Raw genomic sequence first — 13,625 nt, forward strand, 5'->3', positions numbered from 1 at the left:
GGGGAGATCCAGACGCCTTCGCGGCCGTGGGGGGGTCCTGGGATGGGTTGGCCAAGCCGTCGGGGGCCAAACCCCTTGGGGGGGGGTTGCCTCCGCCCCCCCCCCCCCCCCCCCCACCTTTCCGTGACGTGTTTTCCCAGGTCAATATCAGCCGATGGAGCGGTTCCGCACCGGATGCCCAGGTGATCTTCGTGTTCGGCGATGATCGGACTACCCTGCGCTGTGTGGGCATACCTGCGTGGCTCTGGTTCGTCATCGCCGTCGTCGCCATCGGTGCGGGCGTCGTGCTGCTGATCGCCGACCGATCCCAGCGCGCGTCGAACAACCGCGAGCGACGCCGTTGGGCCGCGCTGCGCGGCTGGCAGTTCGCCGAGGTGGACCAGGTCCTGCCGACCAGGTGGGAGCGCGGCGTGCTGGCCCAGTTCGGCGGAGTGACGGCCACCGACGTGGTGGCCGGGTCCACGTTCACCGCCGACGGGCGGCGCCAGGTGTACGTCCTCGACCTCGACGTCAACGGCAAGGCGGCCGCGGTGCTGGCCGCCATCCGCTGCCGCCGGTCCGCCCCGGCCACCATCGAGCTGTGGCTGCCCGACGTCCCGGTGCCGCAGGACTCCGCGCTGGACCTGCTCGGCCCGGTCGGCTCGCGGTACGCGTTCGTCACCGAGGTGGCGGCGGCCCGGCCGCTGGTGACGCCGGACCTGGTGGACGCCACCGAGGAGATCGGCCACGACGTCACGGTGGTGTGGCTGGAGAACGACTGGGTGCTCGCGGCGCTGCACCCCGACGACGCCGACCCGGCGCGCCTGGAGCGGCTGCTGCGCGACCTCGGCGAACTCGCGGACCTGATCGACCCCTTCGACACCGACCCGAACGAGGGCGACGGCGCCGACGCCGCGGTGGAGGACGACGAGCTCGTCGACGCCGAGCCGGAGCCGTCGGAACGCTCGCGCTGACCTCGGGAGTCCGCAATTTCCATTGAAATCGAAGGTTCGATTTCAATGGAAATTGCGGGGACCCCGGCGGGTGGTCGCGGCGGGCGAACTCTTCGGTAGGTTCGGGCCATGGCTACCGCACTCGTCACCGGCGCCACCGCGGGCATCGGGCGCGCCTTCTCCCGCCGACTCGCCGCCGAGGGCCACGACATGGTCCTGGTGGCCCGCGACGCCGGACGGCTCGCCGAACTCGCCGATCGCCTGCAGGCCCGGCACGGCGTCCGGGTCGAGGTGCTCCCGGCGGACCTCGCCGACCCCGAGCAGCGCGCCGAGGTCGAGCGGCGCCTCGCCGACCCCGACCGGCCGGTCGACCTGCTGGTCAACAACGCCGGGTTCGGCACGGCCGGGGCGTTCTGGGACACCACCGCCGCCGAGCTGCAGCGGCAGCTGGACGTCAACGTCGCCGCCGTGCTGGCGCTGACCCACGCTGCGGTGCGCGGGATGCGGGAGCGCGGCCAGGGCGACGTGATCAACGTGTCCAGCGTCGCCGGCTTCTTCCCGGTCGCCGGCTCCACCTACGGGGCGACCAAGGCCTACGTGACCGCCTTCTCCGAGGGCCTGTCGGTGTCGCTGACCGGCACCGGGGTGCGGGTCATGGCGCTGTGCCCGGGCTTCACGCAGACCGAGTTCCACCAGCGGGCCGGGCTGGAGATGGGCCGCCTGCCCAGGGCGTTCTGGCTGCAGGCCGACCAGGTGGTGCACGCGGCGCTGGCCGACCTGCGCCAGGGCAAGAGCGTGTCGGTGCCGGGCGTGCAGTACAAGGCGCTGGTCGCCATCGGCCGGCTGGTGCCGCAGAAGCTCCAGCGGATGATCGTGAAGCGCACCGTCCCGGGCCGCACCTGAGCATTCGAAGGGCGTCGGGCCGTGAGCGCTTTTGGGGTGCAATAGCGCTCCGAAACGCTCACGGACCCCGTCGCGGAAGTGGCCCGGTACCCGGCCGGTATGCTGAAAACTCGTGGTCAAAGTGGATGAACAGCAGCGCACCGAGCTCGCCCGCCTGGTCCGGGAGCTCGCCGTCGTGCACGGTCGGGTCACCCTCTCCTCCGGCAAGGAAGCCGACTACTACGTCGATCTCCGCCGAGCGACGCTGCACCACCAGGCGGCGCCGCTGATCGGCACGCTGCTGCGCCAGCTCACCGCCGACTGGGACTACGTCGCCGTCGGCGGCCTCACCCTCGGCGCGGACCCCGTCGCCACCGCGATGATGCACGCCGAAGGCCCCGGGCTGGACTCCTTCGTCGTCCGCAAGAGCACCAAGACGCACGGCATGCAGCGGCTGATCGAGGGCCCCAGCGTCACCGGGCGCCGGGTGCTCGCCGTCGAGGACACCTCCACCACCGGCGGCAGCGTCCTCACCGCCGTCGAGGCGCTGCGCGCGGCCGACGCCGAGATCGTCGGCGTGGCCACCGTGGTCGACCGCGACACCGGCGCGCGCGAGGCCATCGAGGCGGCCGGGCTGCCGTACCGCTCGCTGCTGGGCCTGGCCGACCTCGGGTTGGCGTGAGCGAGGAGCTCGGTCCCACCGAGTGGGGCACCACCGTCGGCGTCGGGCCCTGGCCGGGCCCGTGGCCGGCGGACGAGCGCTACGACCCGGAGCTGCTGGAGCACGGTGACCGGCGCAACGTCGTGGACCACTACCGGTACTGGCGGCGCGAGGCGATCGTCGCCGACCTGGACCTGCGGCGACATGACTTCCACGTGGCCATCGAGAACTTCCAGCACGACCACAACATCGGCACGGTGGTGCGCACCGCCAACGCCTTCGCCGCGAAGGCCGTGCACATCGTGGGCCGGCGGCGGTGGAACCGGCGCGGCGCGATGGTCACCGACCGGTACCAGCACATCCACCACCACCCGGACCTGGAGTCGCTGCGCGGCTACGCGACCGAGCACGACCTGGCGCTGGTGGCGGTGGACAACACCGCGGGCGCGGTGCCGATCGAGCGGACGGCGTTGCCCCGCCGCTGCGTGCTGCTGTTCGGCCAGGAGGGCCCCGGCCTGCGGGAGGACTCGCGACTCGGCGCGGACCTGGTGGTGTCGATCGCGCAGTTCGGGTCGACCCGCTCGATCAACGCCGGGGTCGCGGCGGGCGTCGTGATGCACACCTGGGTCGAGCAGCACGCCGATCTCGCCGACGCCTGGTGATCAGCGGCGCTCACCGATGAGTTCTCCGGCCTGGCGGGGTCTGTTCCGGTGTACCGCGAGCAGACCCTGACCGGTTGGGGGGAACTCATGACCACCAACGTCCTACCGCCCGTCGTCGACGCCGAAACCTGGCAGCGCCGGCTCGACGAGCTGCGCGCCCGGGAGAAGGCCGCGACCCGGGAGCTCGACGCGATCGCCGCGCAGCGCCGCCGCATGCCGATGGTCGAGATGCCCGACTACACCCTCGAAGGCGAGGAGGGGCCGGTCCGGCTGGCGGACGTCTTCGACGGCGCGTCGCAGCTGATCGTCTACAACCACATGTGGTTCGCCGGCAAGGAATGGCAGTGCTCGGGCTGCACCGGGTTCACCGCGCAGTTCACCCGGCTGGAGTTCCTGCGCAACTACGACGCCCGGTTCGTCGTCGTCACCCAGGGCCCGATCGACGAGGCGCTCGCCTACAAGCGGCGGGTCGGGAACAAGATGGCCTGGTACTCCACGGCGAACAGCTCGTTCGGCTCCGACGTCGGCGCGCCGCCCGACGGAGGCTTCGCCGTCAACGTGTTCCTGCGCGACGGCGACACCGTCTACCGCACCTGGCACACCAACGGCCGCGGGACCGAGCAGCTCAGCTACACCTTCGCGCTGATCGACCTGCTGCCGTACGGGCGGCGGGAGGAGTGGCAGGACTCGCCCGAGGGCTGGCCGCAGGAGCCCACCTACAGCCGGTGGGCCAGCTCCGAGGACATCGCCGCGCGCTACGGCGAGGCCTGATCCGGCCCGCAAAAGCAGTTCGCGCGGATCCGGAGAACCGGATCCGCGCGAAGGTGGCGACTCGTCAGCTCGCGGCGCCGCGGGCCTTCTCGCGGCGGCTCTTCAGGTATTCGATGATGATCGGGACGACCGAGACCAGCACGATCAGGATGGCCATCGCTTCGAGGTTGTTCCTGATCCACGGGATGTTGCCGAGGAAGAAGCCGAGCACCGTCATGCTGACGGTCCACGCGATGCCGCCGACCGCGGAGTAGCTGAAGAACTTCTTCTGGTCCATCTGCGCGACGCCCGCGACGGCGGTGATGAAGGTCCGCACGATCGGCACGAACCGGGCCAGGATGATCGCGCGCGCCCCGTACTTCTCGAAGAACTCGTGGGTCTTGTCCACGTGCTCCTTCTTGAACAGCTTCGAGTCGGGCTTGCTGAACATCGACGGCCCGACCTTGCGGCCGATCCAATACCCGGTCACGTTGCCCACGAACGCGCACACCGCCAGCAGCGCGCACACCAGCCAGATCGGGGTGTCGATCGCGCCGGTGGCGACGAACAGGCCCGTCACGAACAGCAGGGAGTCACCGGGCAAGAAGAACCCGATGAGCAGGCCGCACTCGGCGAAGATGATCAGGCAAACGCCGATCAGGGCGAACGGCCCCATCGACTGGATGATGTGCTCCGGATCGAGCCAGTCCGGCAGCAGGGCGAGCGCGGGAGTGTTCGCGGCGGCGTCGACAATCGCGGGCAATTCGGTCGTCACGCTTGCCAACGGTACCGTGACCGCCCCCGCGCCAACCCCCGGGCGAGCAAGCCCGCCGAACACGCTGGGCAATCCCATGATCACCCGGAAGTGTGTATCGGCTCAGATCGCCACGGGGAACAGCGTGAGCGCTGCGGCGATGGATCCGGCCAGGAGCCCGACGATCAGCGCGAACAACAGCACGCCGACCACCGGGAGGCGCTTGCGCGGCGGAGCGGGCGGAGGCTGCGGAGCCGTGCCGGGGCTACCCCCGGCCTGGGCGCGCAGCGCCGCCGACAGGAGGTGTGCTGGGTCGGGTCGGGTCACCCCCCGAGCGTAAGCGAGGGGCCCGGCGGAGCGACGGAGCTGGGACTTCGCCGGGCCGTCCGCAATTTCAACGGAAGTTGCGCACTGTCGGCGTGTCACGTCACGACACACCGAACCCCTGTGGACAACTTCGGCCAGCTGTGGACAACTTCCGCAATTTCAATGGAAATCGGACCTTCGATTTCCATTGAAATTGCGGACCGACCCTCGGCGCGGTGCTCAGCTCGGGTCGGTTACCCAGGTGCCGTCCTTCATGACCGCGTCCAGCTTCAGGTCGGCGTTCAGCACGACCAGGTCCGCCGCGAGACCCTGGCGGATCTCGCCGATCCGGTCGCCGAGGCCGAGCAGCTGCGCCGGCTTCGTCGAGGACGCCGCCACCGCCGCCGGCACCGTCAGGCCGCAGCTGCGGACCAGGTTCCGGAACGCCACGTCCATGGTCAGCGTGCTGCCCGCCAGCGAGCCGTCCGCGAGCCGCGGCTCGCCGTCGGTCACCGTGACCGGCAGCTTGCCCAGCTCGTAGGTGCCATCGCCCGCTTCGGTCGCGCTGATCGCGTCGGTGACCAGCACGGTCCGCCCGGTGCCCGCGTGCGAGGCGGCCAGCTTCACCACCGCCGGGTGCAGGTGCACCAGGTCGCAGATGAGCTCGACGGTCACCCGCTCGTCCTCCAGCAGGACGCCGATCGGGCCCGGCTCCCGGTGGTGCAGCGGGCGCATCGCGTTGAACAGGTGCGTGGCGACCGTCGCGCCCGCCTCCACCGCAGGCACCACCTGGTCCAGCACGGCGTCGGTGTGCCCGACGGCGGCGATCACGCCCTGGTCGACCAGCCGCCGGATGGCGCTCGACGACTCCGGCAGCTCCGGCGCCAGCGTGATCATCCGGACCGCGCCCCGCCCCGCGTCCAGCAGTTGCTGGACGGCCGCGGCCTCCGGCGGGCGGAGGATCGCCGGGTCGTGCGCGCCGCAGCGCGCCGCCGACAGGAACGGCCCTTCCAGGTGGATGCCCGCCAGCGCGCCGTCGACGACCAGTTCGCTGAGCGCGCTGATCTGCTTGGCGAGGTCGGGCAGCGGCGCCGACACGAGGCTGGCCAGCATCGTCGTCGTGCCGTGCACGCGGTGGGTGTTGATCGCGGCGTGCGACTGGTCGAGCTCGATGCCGGTGAAGGAGCCGCCGCCACCGCCGTGGCAGTGGATGTCCACGAAGCCGGGCACCAGCCACCGGCCGGCCAGGTCGACGGCGGGACCGTCCGGCGCGGGGCCGCTGCCGACCGCGGCGATCTGGCCGCCGGAGACCCGGACCCAACCGCGGTCCAGCACTCCGTCGGCGGTGACGACCTGCCCACCGGCGAGGATCAGTTCGGGAGCGTTCACGTTGTTTTCAACCCTTCCGTCGCCAGCAGCGCCGCACCGAGGCAGCCCGCGGTGTCACCGAGCTCGGCCAATTTGAGGTGGGGGCGGCGGTGGTATGCCGCCAGCATGCCGTCCAACCGGGCGCGCAGCGGGTCGACGAGCAAATCGCCGGCCTGCGCGAACCCACCGCCGAGCACGACGCACTCGGGCGCTGCGACCGTCATGAGCACCAGCAACCCCCTGGCCAGTGCGTCGATCGCGTCCTGCCAAACCGCCTGGGCGTCCGGATCGCCGGTCCGCACCGCGGCGGCGACGTCGGCGCCCGAGACGTCCCGACCCGTCCGCGCCCGGTAGCGGCGGGCGACCGCGGCCGACGACGCCATGGCCTCGACGCAGCCGTTGCTACCGCAGCCGCACGGCTCGCCGTGCCCGACGTCGATGTGCCCGATCTCGCCGGCGAAGCCGCTGCCGGAGTAGAGCCGGCCGTCGAGCACCAGCGCCGCGGCGATCCCGGTGCCGATCGGCACCACGACCACGTCGCGCATGCCGCGGGCGGCGCCCAGGCGTGCCTCGGCGAGCCCGCTGGCGCGGACGTCGTGGCCGAAGGCCAGTGGCAGGTCGATGCGGGCGGCGAGCCGGTCGCGCAGCGGCACGTCCCGCCAACCGAGGTTCGCGGAGAACACTCCGACACCGCGCGCCTCGTCGACCACACCGGGCATCACGACGCCGACGGCGTCCACCGAGTCCGCGCCGGAGCGCAGTTCGGACACCAGCTCGGCAACGGCTTCGACCACGAGGTCGACGGTCGCTGCGCCGTCCGAGCCGCGCGGGGTCGGGCGGCGCGCATGGCGCAACTGCCGGGCGGTATCGCGGCCGACGGCCACCAGGGCGGCCTTCATGTCGGTACCGCCGACGTCTACGGCGATGGCGTGTGCGGTCACGCCGACGATCCTCCGCTACCAGCCACCTAATGGTCTACACCAAATCGGTGTGTCGTTCGACTGGGATTTCGCGGACTTCCCCGTCGATCAGTTGCCCATCAGCTTCTGCAGGGCCTCCAGGCCGCGGCTCGCGGTCGACTTCACGGTGCCCTTCGAAACGCCCGTGGCCTCGGCGATCTCCGCTTCCGTGAGGTTCCCGTAGTACCGCAGCACCAGCACCTCGCGCTGCCGCCGCGGCAGCTTGCCCAGCGACTCCACGACCGCCTGGTGCTCGGCCGTCAACATCGCCAGCGATTCGGCCGAACGGGCGTCGGCTTGGTGCGGCGGCTGGTACTCGCGGGCCGTCTTGCGGCGCCGCAGCACCGAGCGGCTGCCGTTGACGACCGCGGTGCGCAGGTACCCGATCGCGGCGCGCGCGTCGCGCAGCCCGGCCCAGTTCCGGTACAGCCCGGTGAACGCCTCCTGCACCACGTCCTCGGCCGTCGCCGGGTCGTCGACCAGCAGGATCGCCAGCCGCACCATCCGCATGCGCTGTTGGCGGTACAGGTCTTCCAGGGTCAGCGGTTGCGCCGTGGTGTCCACCGCCGCGCTGTCCAGCGCGCGCAGGTGTCCGAGGGTCTGCTCCACGCTCCGTTCGGTGCTGTGCGAATCACCGGCCATGATCGAACAACCTACCGGCTGGCCACTGGCGCGGATAACACGACCGGGTAGCGTCGATATCGATCGGTGATCTGCAGCGGAGGTGTCGGGAACATGGCCAAGTTCGTGGTCGAGCTGGTGTACGGCGAAGACGAGGCGCGCCGCCTCGAGGTGCGGCCCGCGCACCGGGAGTACTGCCGCGGACTCGCCGAGCGCGGCGTGCTGCTGGCCGGCGGCCCGTTCGCCGACAACCTCGGCGCCCAGCTGATCTACGAGACCGCCGACGCCGACGAGCTCGGCGGGGTCCTCGCCGCGGACCCCTACACGGAGGCCGGCGTGATCGCCAAGACCACCGTCCGCGAGTGGAACCTGCTCACCGGCGCCTGGGCCTGACCGCCGCCACCAAGATCGAATCGGCGGGCTCCCTGGCCGCCGAACCTGCAGCGTGTGAGGATGTCCACAGGATTCGTCCCGTTCTGAATCCTGTCACCGGCTTTCCAAGACAGCCCCGTCTGGGGCACTGTGACGCGAAAGTGTGGCACCGGGCCGAACGGGCCCGCTGACAACGGGTATGAGCTCGTAGGATGCTGCGCGACTTCCCGTCACCAAGACCAAACTCCACCCCCGAGGAGGACGACCGATGCCCATCGCGACCCCCGAGGTCTACGCGGAGATGCTGGACCGGGCGAAGGCGGGCGAATTCGCCTACCCGGCCATCAACGTGACCTCGTCGGAGACGCTCAACGCGGCGCTGCGCGGGTTCGCCGAGGCCGAGAGTGACGGCATCATCCAGTTCTCGACCGGTGGCGCCGAGTTCGCCTCCGGCACCAAGGTCAAGGACATGGTCACCGGCGCGACGGCGCTGGCCGAGTTCGCGCACGTGGTGGCCGCGAAGTACCCGGTGAACATCGCGCTGCACACCGACCACTGCCCGAAGGACAAGCTGGACGGCTTCGTCCGGCCGCTGATCCAGATCAGCCAGGAGCGGGTCGACCGCGGCGAGAACCCGCTGTTCCAGTCGCACATGTGGGACGGCTCGGCCATCGACCTGGACGAGAACCTGGAGATCGCCCAGGAACTGCTGGCCGCCACCGCCAAGGCCAAGATCATCCTGGAGCTGGAGGTCGGCGTCGTCGGCGGCGAGGAGGACGGCGTCGCCAACGACATCAACGAGAAGCTCTACACCGCGCCCGGCGACTACGAGAAGACCGTGGACGCCCTCGGCAGCGGCGAGAAGGGCCGCTACCTGCTGGCCGCCACGTTCGGCAACGTGCACGGCGTCTACAAGCCGGGCAACGTCAAGCTGCGCCCGGAGATCCTCAAGCAGGGTCAGGACGTGGTGACGGAGAAGCTCGGCCTGCCGGCCGGCTCGAAGCCGTTCGACCTGGTCTTCCACGGCGGCTCCGGCTCGCTGCTGGAGGAGATCCACGAGGCGGTCTCCTACGGCGTGGTGAAGATGAACATCGACACCGACACCCAGTACGCCTTCACCCGGCCCGTCGCGGACCACATGTTCAAGAACTACGACGGCGTGCTGAAGATCGACGGCGAGGTCGGCAACAAGAAGGCCTACGACCCGCGCAGCTACCTGAAGGTCGCCGAGCAGGCGATGGCGGCCCGCGTCGCCCACGCATGCGAGAACCTGAAGTCCGCGGGCCGCATGCTGGCCGGCTGATCTCTTCACCCGGAGGGCGCGCGATTTCGTGAGAAGTCGGCATCCCTTGCGACTACGACGGCCCGTTCGCCTGGTGGCGGACGGGCCGTCGTCGTACCTGGAAGGATTGGGGCATGACGAGGAACCTGTTGGAACCGCCGGAGACCCTGCTGCCGGAGAACGAGGCCGCGCAGGGCGAGCTGGCCGCCGGCACCGACCCGGCCGAGGTCGCTGCGCACCACCCCACCTTCAGCGCCGCGTGGGCCACGCTCGCGGAGGCCGCGCTCGACGCCGACGAGACCATCGCCGCCTACGCCTACGCCCGCACCGGCTACCACCGCGGCCTGGACGCGCTGCGCAAGGCCGGCTGGAAGGGCTTCGGCCCGGTGCCGTGGCGGCACGCCCCGAACCAGGGCGTGCTCCGCTCGATCGCGGCGCTGGCGAAGGCCGCGAGGGCGATCGGCGAGGCCGACGAGTTCGACCGCTGCCGCCAGCTGCTCGCCGACAGCGACCCGGCTTCCCTGGACGCTACCGGCCTGGCCTGAGCCGCAGGCGCGACCGGCAGCCAAGACATGTCCGCTGGCATGTGCCGGTGAGCACGGGGCCGTGAGTCTTTCGGGCTGCCATAGCCGCCCGAAAGACTCACGGCCCCGTTGCCAGCGGAAACACCTGCCGGGGCGTCCCGGAGGCGGTCTGCGCGACCGGGGCGCGCAGATCGAGCGAGGATCACTTCGGCGGCACTCGGATTGCGCCGCGATCTGTCGGACAATGTGGAGCGTGCACCGACTGCGCGAGGAACTCGTCCGCCGCTTGCGCCGCCTCATGCGCACCGGAGTTCCCATCGCCCAGTGCGCGATCGCGGCCGGTCTCGCGTGGTTCCTGGCCCACCACGTGTTCGGCCACCCGGCGCCGTTCTTCGCGCCGATCGCCGCGGTCATCTCGCTCGGCGTCTCGCTGGGCCAGCGGATGCGGCGCGCCCTGGAACTCGTCGTCGGCGTCAGCATCGGCGTCGGGGTCGGCGACATCCTGATCTCGTTCATCGGTACGGGGAGCTGGCAGATCGCGCTGGTCGTCGCGCTGGCCATGAGCACCGCAGTGCTGCTGGACAGCGGCGTCGTGATCGTGTTGCAGGCCGCGTCGTCGTCGGTGCTGGTCGCGACGCTGCTGCCGCCGGCCACCGCCGGCGGGCTGACGCGGATGCTCGACGCCGCGATCGGCGGGCTGGTCGGCTTCATCGTCGCCGCGCTGCTGCCCGCCAACCCGCTCGCCGTGGCGCACCGCAACGGGCGGCTCGTGCTCGGTGCCCTCGCCGACGCGCTCCGCGGCGTCGGGAACGCGGTGGCGCGGCAGGACATCGAGCTCGCCGCCGACGTGCTGGCGAAGGCGCGCAAGAGCCAACATGACGTGGAGGAGCTCCGCGCGGCGCTGGAGGCCGGGCAGGAGATCGCGCGGTTCGCGCCCATCCGGTGGCGGCGGCGCGGCGACCTGGAGCGCTACGAGACCGCGGCGACGCCGATCGACCGTGCGCTGCGCAACACGCGCGTGCTCGCGCGCCGGGCGCTCGCCGCGCTCCGGGACGGCGAGCCGGTGCCGCGCCCGCTACCGGGGCTCCTGGAGGAGCTGGCGGGCGCCGTGGTGCTGCTGCGCGACGAGCTGGCCAGCGGCGTCGATCCGCTGCAGACCCGCGCGGCGGCCAGATCCGTCGCCAAGAAGTCCACAGTGGAACTCCTCGGCGAGGGGGACTTCTCGATGCAGGTGGTGGTGCTGCAGGTCCGCTCGATCGCGGTGGACCTCCTGCAGGCCACCGGCCTCAGCCGGACCGAGGCGATCGCCGCCCTGCCGCCCCTGCACCCGGAGGAGAAGTCAGGCTGAGCGTCAGCCCGCGGGGCGGTTCAGGACCGCGATCAGGGCGTTGTGCAGGGCTTCGTGATCGCGCGGGTCGTGGAGGTGGCAGTCGGCCGCCGAGAGCCGGTACCACTCCGCTGCGCCCGCGTAGCGCACCCACACCGTGACGTCGCCGTCGGCGCATTCGGTGGCCAGCTCCAGGTCGCCGGTGATGACCCCGACCTCGTCGGTCATCACCCCACCCGGCGGCGCGGTCACCTCGGAGCGCCGCACCGCAGGCTCCGGTGCGGTCGAGCGATCCGGCTCTACGTGGTCTGACATGGAACGGCCCTCCTCGCGGCTGCCCCAGTATGTCCTGCCGAGAGCCGGGCGGGCGGCCGCCGTTTTCGCGCGAAAACGGCGGCGGGCACGCGTGGGGCGCGCCGGTTTCGCGCGAAAACGGCGCGCAAGGACGGTGCTCCGCTCCCGCACGGAGCACCGCGGGCGGATCAGCAGCCGTCGAGGGCCTTCTGCAGCGCCGACTTCTCCGCGTCGGTGACGGTCAGGCCGTACTTGTGCTTGGTGCCGACCCACATCGACGCGTACGTGCAGTGGTAACCGGCCAGCGGCGGCATCCACTCGTCCGGCGTCTGGTCGCCCTTCGTCTGGTTGACGTTGTCGGTGACCGCGATCAGCTGCGGTCCCTCCAGGTCGTTGGCGAACGCCTGGCGCTGGTCCTGGGTCCACTCCGCCGCGCCGGAGCGCCACGCGGCGGCCAGCGGCACGATGTGGTCGATGTCCAGATCGGACGGCTGGGTCCAGGTCTCGCCGTCGTACGGGCTGAGCCAGCTGCCGGAGGTCGGGTAGCAGTCCGAGCCGGTCTCGACGTCCTTGCCGTCGCGCTTGAGCACCGCCTCGCGGGTGTTGCAGCTGTCCGGGCCCTCGATCCAGTGCGGGAACTTCTCCCGGCTGTAGCCGTCCATCGAGCCCTCGGGGGCGACGGTCAGCTTCGTGAGCTCGGACTTCGCCGTCGCAGGGTCCGGGATGCCGGGCGGCTCGGCCCCGGCGGGCACGGCCAGCGCGAGGCCGAGGATTCCAGCCAGGGGTAGGGCGGTCAGGGTGGCGCGCAACGATCGGTGGCCTGTCATGGCTTCCCTCCGCATGGGCGTCTCGCCGATGTCCGTGCTGACCATTGCCCACGCAGTTGGCCGGGACAATGCCGGAGGGTGGCGAACGGGTGACTTGGCGTGAAATCGCCACCGATCGTGCCACTTACTGGTGAATTTCGCACCGCTCGAACCCGCAAGTCGCGGAAACCGCCGCCACCGCTCCCGACAGCGCCGGCTCCGACGAGACTCCTGCCTGCCGGAGCACGCTCCTCCGGCGCGTCGTCGCAGTTCAGGGTGCGGTGAGTCGCGGAATCTCAATTTTAGGCAAAATTGAAATGCCCCTTATGTCCGGAAAGGGAATTTCCAATTTTAGGCAAAATTGGGACGCGCCCCGCCGGTCACCGGGCCAGGCGCAGGTCCTCGGTGTGCCGGTACCAGACCCACTTCTCCATCGGGCGCGGGTGGGCGATGCCGTCGTGGTGCACCGTCGCCGACCGGAACGACGCCTGCACCGCGCGCCCCCGAGCGACGGCGCGCCGGCTGCGCAGCAGGCCGCGGCGGACGGTGGTGACCAGGATGCCGTCGGCGGCCGGGTCGAGCATGGCGTTCATCGGATCGGAGGTCGGCTCCGGCAGCGGCGTGGCCTGCGGGTCCGGCGAGATCGTGATGCTGGTCGCGGCGCCGTTGAGCACCTGCTCGTCGTCGCAGTACACCTGCCCGGTGATCGGCTCGATCGAGCCCTCGCCGAGCAGCACGCCACCCGAGTCGTCCCGGATCAGCGCCGCCGGTCGCGGCGCGGCGGTCAGCGCGCGGTCGAAGTCGCCGGGGCGGAGCCCCCACAGCCGGGCGGCAGGCGAGTCGGCGACCGGGACGTAGCCGACGACCAGGTCGGCCAGGCGGTTCTTGCGGAGCAGGCGCAGCACCACCGACGCGAAGTCGATGTCGGTGCCGTGCACCACCAGTCGTTCCCGGGCGTCGGAGAGCAGCGGGTCCAGGTCGGCGCGGGCCGGTGCCGCCGGGACGTCGAACCATTGCACACCGTCACCGGACGGGCGCGCTGCGCGCTCGACGTTTCCGCAGGACAATGCGGTGGTACTCACGTTTCGCTCCTGGTTTACCCTGATCGACCGGCATACCCCGTGG

At 71.2% G+C, this 13,625-nt stretch carries 17 protein-coding genes; 9 read left to right on the plus strand and 8 right to left on the minus strand.

Going from position 1 to position 13,625, the window contains the following annotated elements; genetic code table 11:
* Nucleotides 1-224: 224 nt before the first annotated feature.
* The 5 genes from AC07EQ_RS29565 (at nt 225) to AC07EQ_RS29585 (ending at nt 3,908) form a co-directional block, all read left to right on the plus strand.
* A complete protein-coding gene (locus tag AC07EQ_RS29565; protein WP_478391141.1) occupies nt 225-953 on the plus strand; it encodes a type III secretion system chaperone family protein in 729 nt (242 codons plus the stop codon).
* A gap of 108 nt (nt 954-1,061) precedes the next feature.
* The gene (locus tag AC07EQ_RS29570; RefSeq protein ID WP_478391142.1) at nt 1,062-1,835 is read left to right on the plus strand and encodes an SDR family NAD(P)-dependent oxidoreductase; all 774 of its coding nucleotides are present in this window, start codon (nt 1,062-1,064) and stop codon (nt 1,833-1,835) included.
* 112 nt (nt 1,836-1,947) lie between these two features.
* Entirely contained in the window at nt 1,948-2,496 is a 549-nt protein-coding gene (gene pyrE / locus AC07EQ_RS29575; RefSeq protein WP_478391143.1) for an orotate phosphoribosyltransferase, read from the plus strand.
* The gene (locus tag AC07EQ_RS29580; RefSeq protein ID WP_478391144.1) at nt 2,493-3,137 is read left to right on the plus strand and encodes a TrmH family RNA methyltransferase; all 645 of its coding nucleotides are present in this window, start codon (nt 2,493-2,495) and stop codon (nt 3,135-3,137) included. The genes pyrE and AC07EQ_RS29580 overlap by 4 nt, the downstream gene beginning before the upstream one ends.
* 87 nt (nt 3,138-3,224) lie before the next feature.
* Complete coding sequence (locus AC07EQ_RS29585; RefSeq protein ID WP_478391145.1) at nt 3,225-3,908, plus strand: DUF899 domain-containing protein; 684 nt, start codon at nt 3,225-3,227, stop codon at nt 3,906-3,908.
* 64 nt (nt 3,909-3,972) lie between these two features.
* On the opposite strand, the gene AC07EQ_RS29590 is transcribed toward AC07EQ_RS29585, so the two are convergent.
* The 5 genes from AC07EQ_RS29590 to AC07EQ_RS29610 all read right to left on the minus strand — a co-directional run bounded on the left by AC07EQ_RS29590 (nt 3,973) and on the right by AC07EQ_RS29610 (nt 7,916).
* Nucleotides 3,973-4,662: a DedA family protein gene (locus tag AC07EQ_RS29590; protein ID WP_478391146.1), complete on the minus strand. Its 690-nt coding sequence runs from the start codon at nt 4,660-4,662 to the stop codon at nt 3,973-3,975.
* 102 nt (nt 4,663-4,764) lie between these two features.
* Nucleotides 4,765-4,968, minus strand: a complete 204-nt coding sequence (locus AC07EQ_RS29595; protein ID WP_478391147.1) for a hypothetical protein — start codon at nt 4,966-4,968, stop codon at nt 4,765-4,767.
* A 219-nt stretch (nt 4,969-5,187) separates the two neighbouring features.
* The gene (gene nagA / locus AC07EQ_RS29600; protein WP_478391148.1) at nt 5,188-6,336 is read right to left on the minus strand and encodes an N-acetylglucosamine-6-phosphate deacetylase; all 1,149 of its coding nucleotides are present in this window, start codon (nt 6,334-6,336) and stop codon (nt 5,188-5,190) included.
* Nucleotides 6,333-7,256: an ROK family protein gene (locus tag AC07EQ_RS29605; protein ID WP_478391149.1), complete on the minus strand. Its 924-nt coding sequence runs from the start codon at nt 7,254-7,256 to the stop codon at nt 6,333-6,335. Before AC07EQ_RS29605 ends, nagA begins: the two co-directional genes overlap by 4 nt.
* An 87-nt stretch (nt 7,257-7,343) precedes the next feature.
* Entirely contained in the window at nt 7,344-7,916 is a 573-nt protein-coding gene (locus AC07EQ_RS29610) for a SigE family RNA polymerase sigma factor (RefSeq protein WP_478391150.1), read from the minus strand.
* 93 nt (nt 7,917-8,009) lie between these two features.
* Between AC07EQ_RS29610 and AC07EQ_RS29615 the strand changes: the two genes are divergently transcribed.
* The 4 genes from AC07EQ_RS29615 to AC07EQ_RS29630 all read left to right on the plus strand — a co-directional run bounded on the left by AC07EQ_RS29615 (nt 8,010) and on the right by AC07EQ_RS29630 (nt 11,421).
* Entirely contained in the window at nt 8,010-8,288 is a 279-nt protein-coding gene (locus tag AC07EQ_RS29615) for a YciI family protein (protein WP_478391151.1), read from the plus strand.
* Between the two features lie 247 nt (nt 8,289-8,535).
* Nucleotides 8,536-9,570 carry a class II fructose-bisphosphate aldolase gene (gene fbaA, locus AC07EQ_RS29620; RefSeq protein ID WP_478391152.1) on the plus strand — a complete coding sequence of 345 codons (1,035 nt, stop codon included), beginning with the start codon at nt 8,536-8,538 and terminating at the stop codon, nt 9,568-9,570.
* A gap of 113 nt (nt 9,571-9,683) precedes the next feature.
* Entirely contained in the window at nt 9,684-10,094 is a 411-nt protein-coding gene (locus AC07EQ_RS29625; protein WP_478391153.1) for a DUF3151 domain-containing protein, read from the plus strand.
* Nucleotides 10,095-10,317: 223 nt separating this feature from the next.
* Nucleotides 10,318-11,421: an FUSC family protein gene (locus AC07EQ_RS29630; RefSeq protein ID WP_478391154.1), complete on the plus strand. Its 1,104-nt coding sequence runs from the start codon at nt 10,318-10,320 to the stop codon at nt 11,419-11,421.
* 3 nt (nt 11,422-11,424) lie between these two features.
* On the opposite strand, the gene AC07EQ_RS29635 is transcribed toward AC07EQ_RS29630, so the two are convergent.
* From AC07EQ_RS29635 to AC07EQ_RS29645, 3 genes are all read right to left on the minus strand, one after another.
* Nucleotides 11,425-11,715, minus strand: coding sequence for a hypothetical protein (locus AC07EQ_RS29635; RefSeq protein ID WP_478391155.1), 291 nt, complete (start codon nt 11,713-11,715; stop codon nt 11,425-11,427).
* Nucleotides 11,716-11,882: 167 nt separating this feature from the next.
* Nucleotides 11,883-12,521 carry an HNH endonuclease family protein gene (locus AC07EQ_RS29640; RefSeq protein WP_478391156.1) on the minus strand — a complete coding sequence of 213 codons (639 nt, stop codon included), beginning with the start codon at nt 12,519-12,521 and terminating at the stop codon, nt 11,883-11,885.
* A gap of 359 nt (nt 12,522-12,880) precedes the next feature.
* Nucleotides 12,881-13,582 (minus strand): hypothetical protein, encoded by a 702-nt coding sequence (locus AC07EQ_RS29645; RefSeq protein ID WP_478391157.1) that lies wholly within the window; start codon nt 13,580-13,582, stop codon nt 12,881-12,883.
* Between the last annotated feature and the right edge of the window lie 43 nt (nt 13,583-13,625).

It is taken from the genome of Saccharopolyspora sp. NPDC045839 (genome assembly GCF_056431645.1).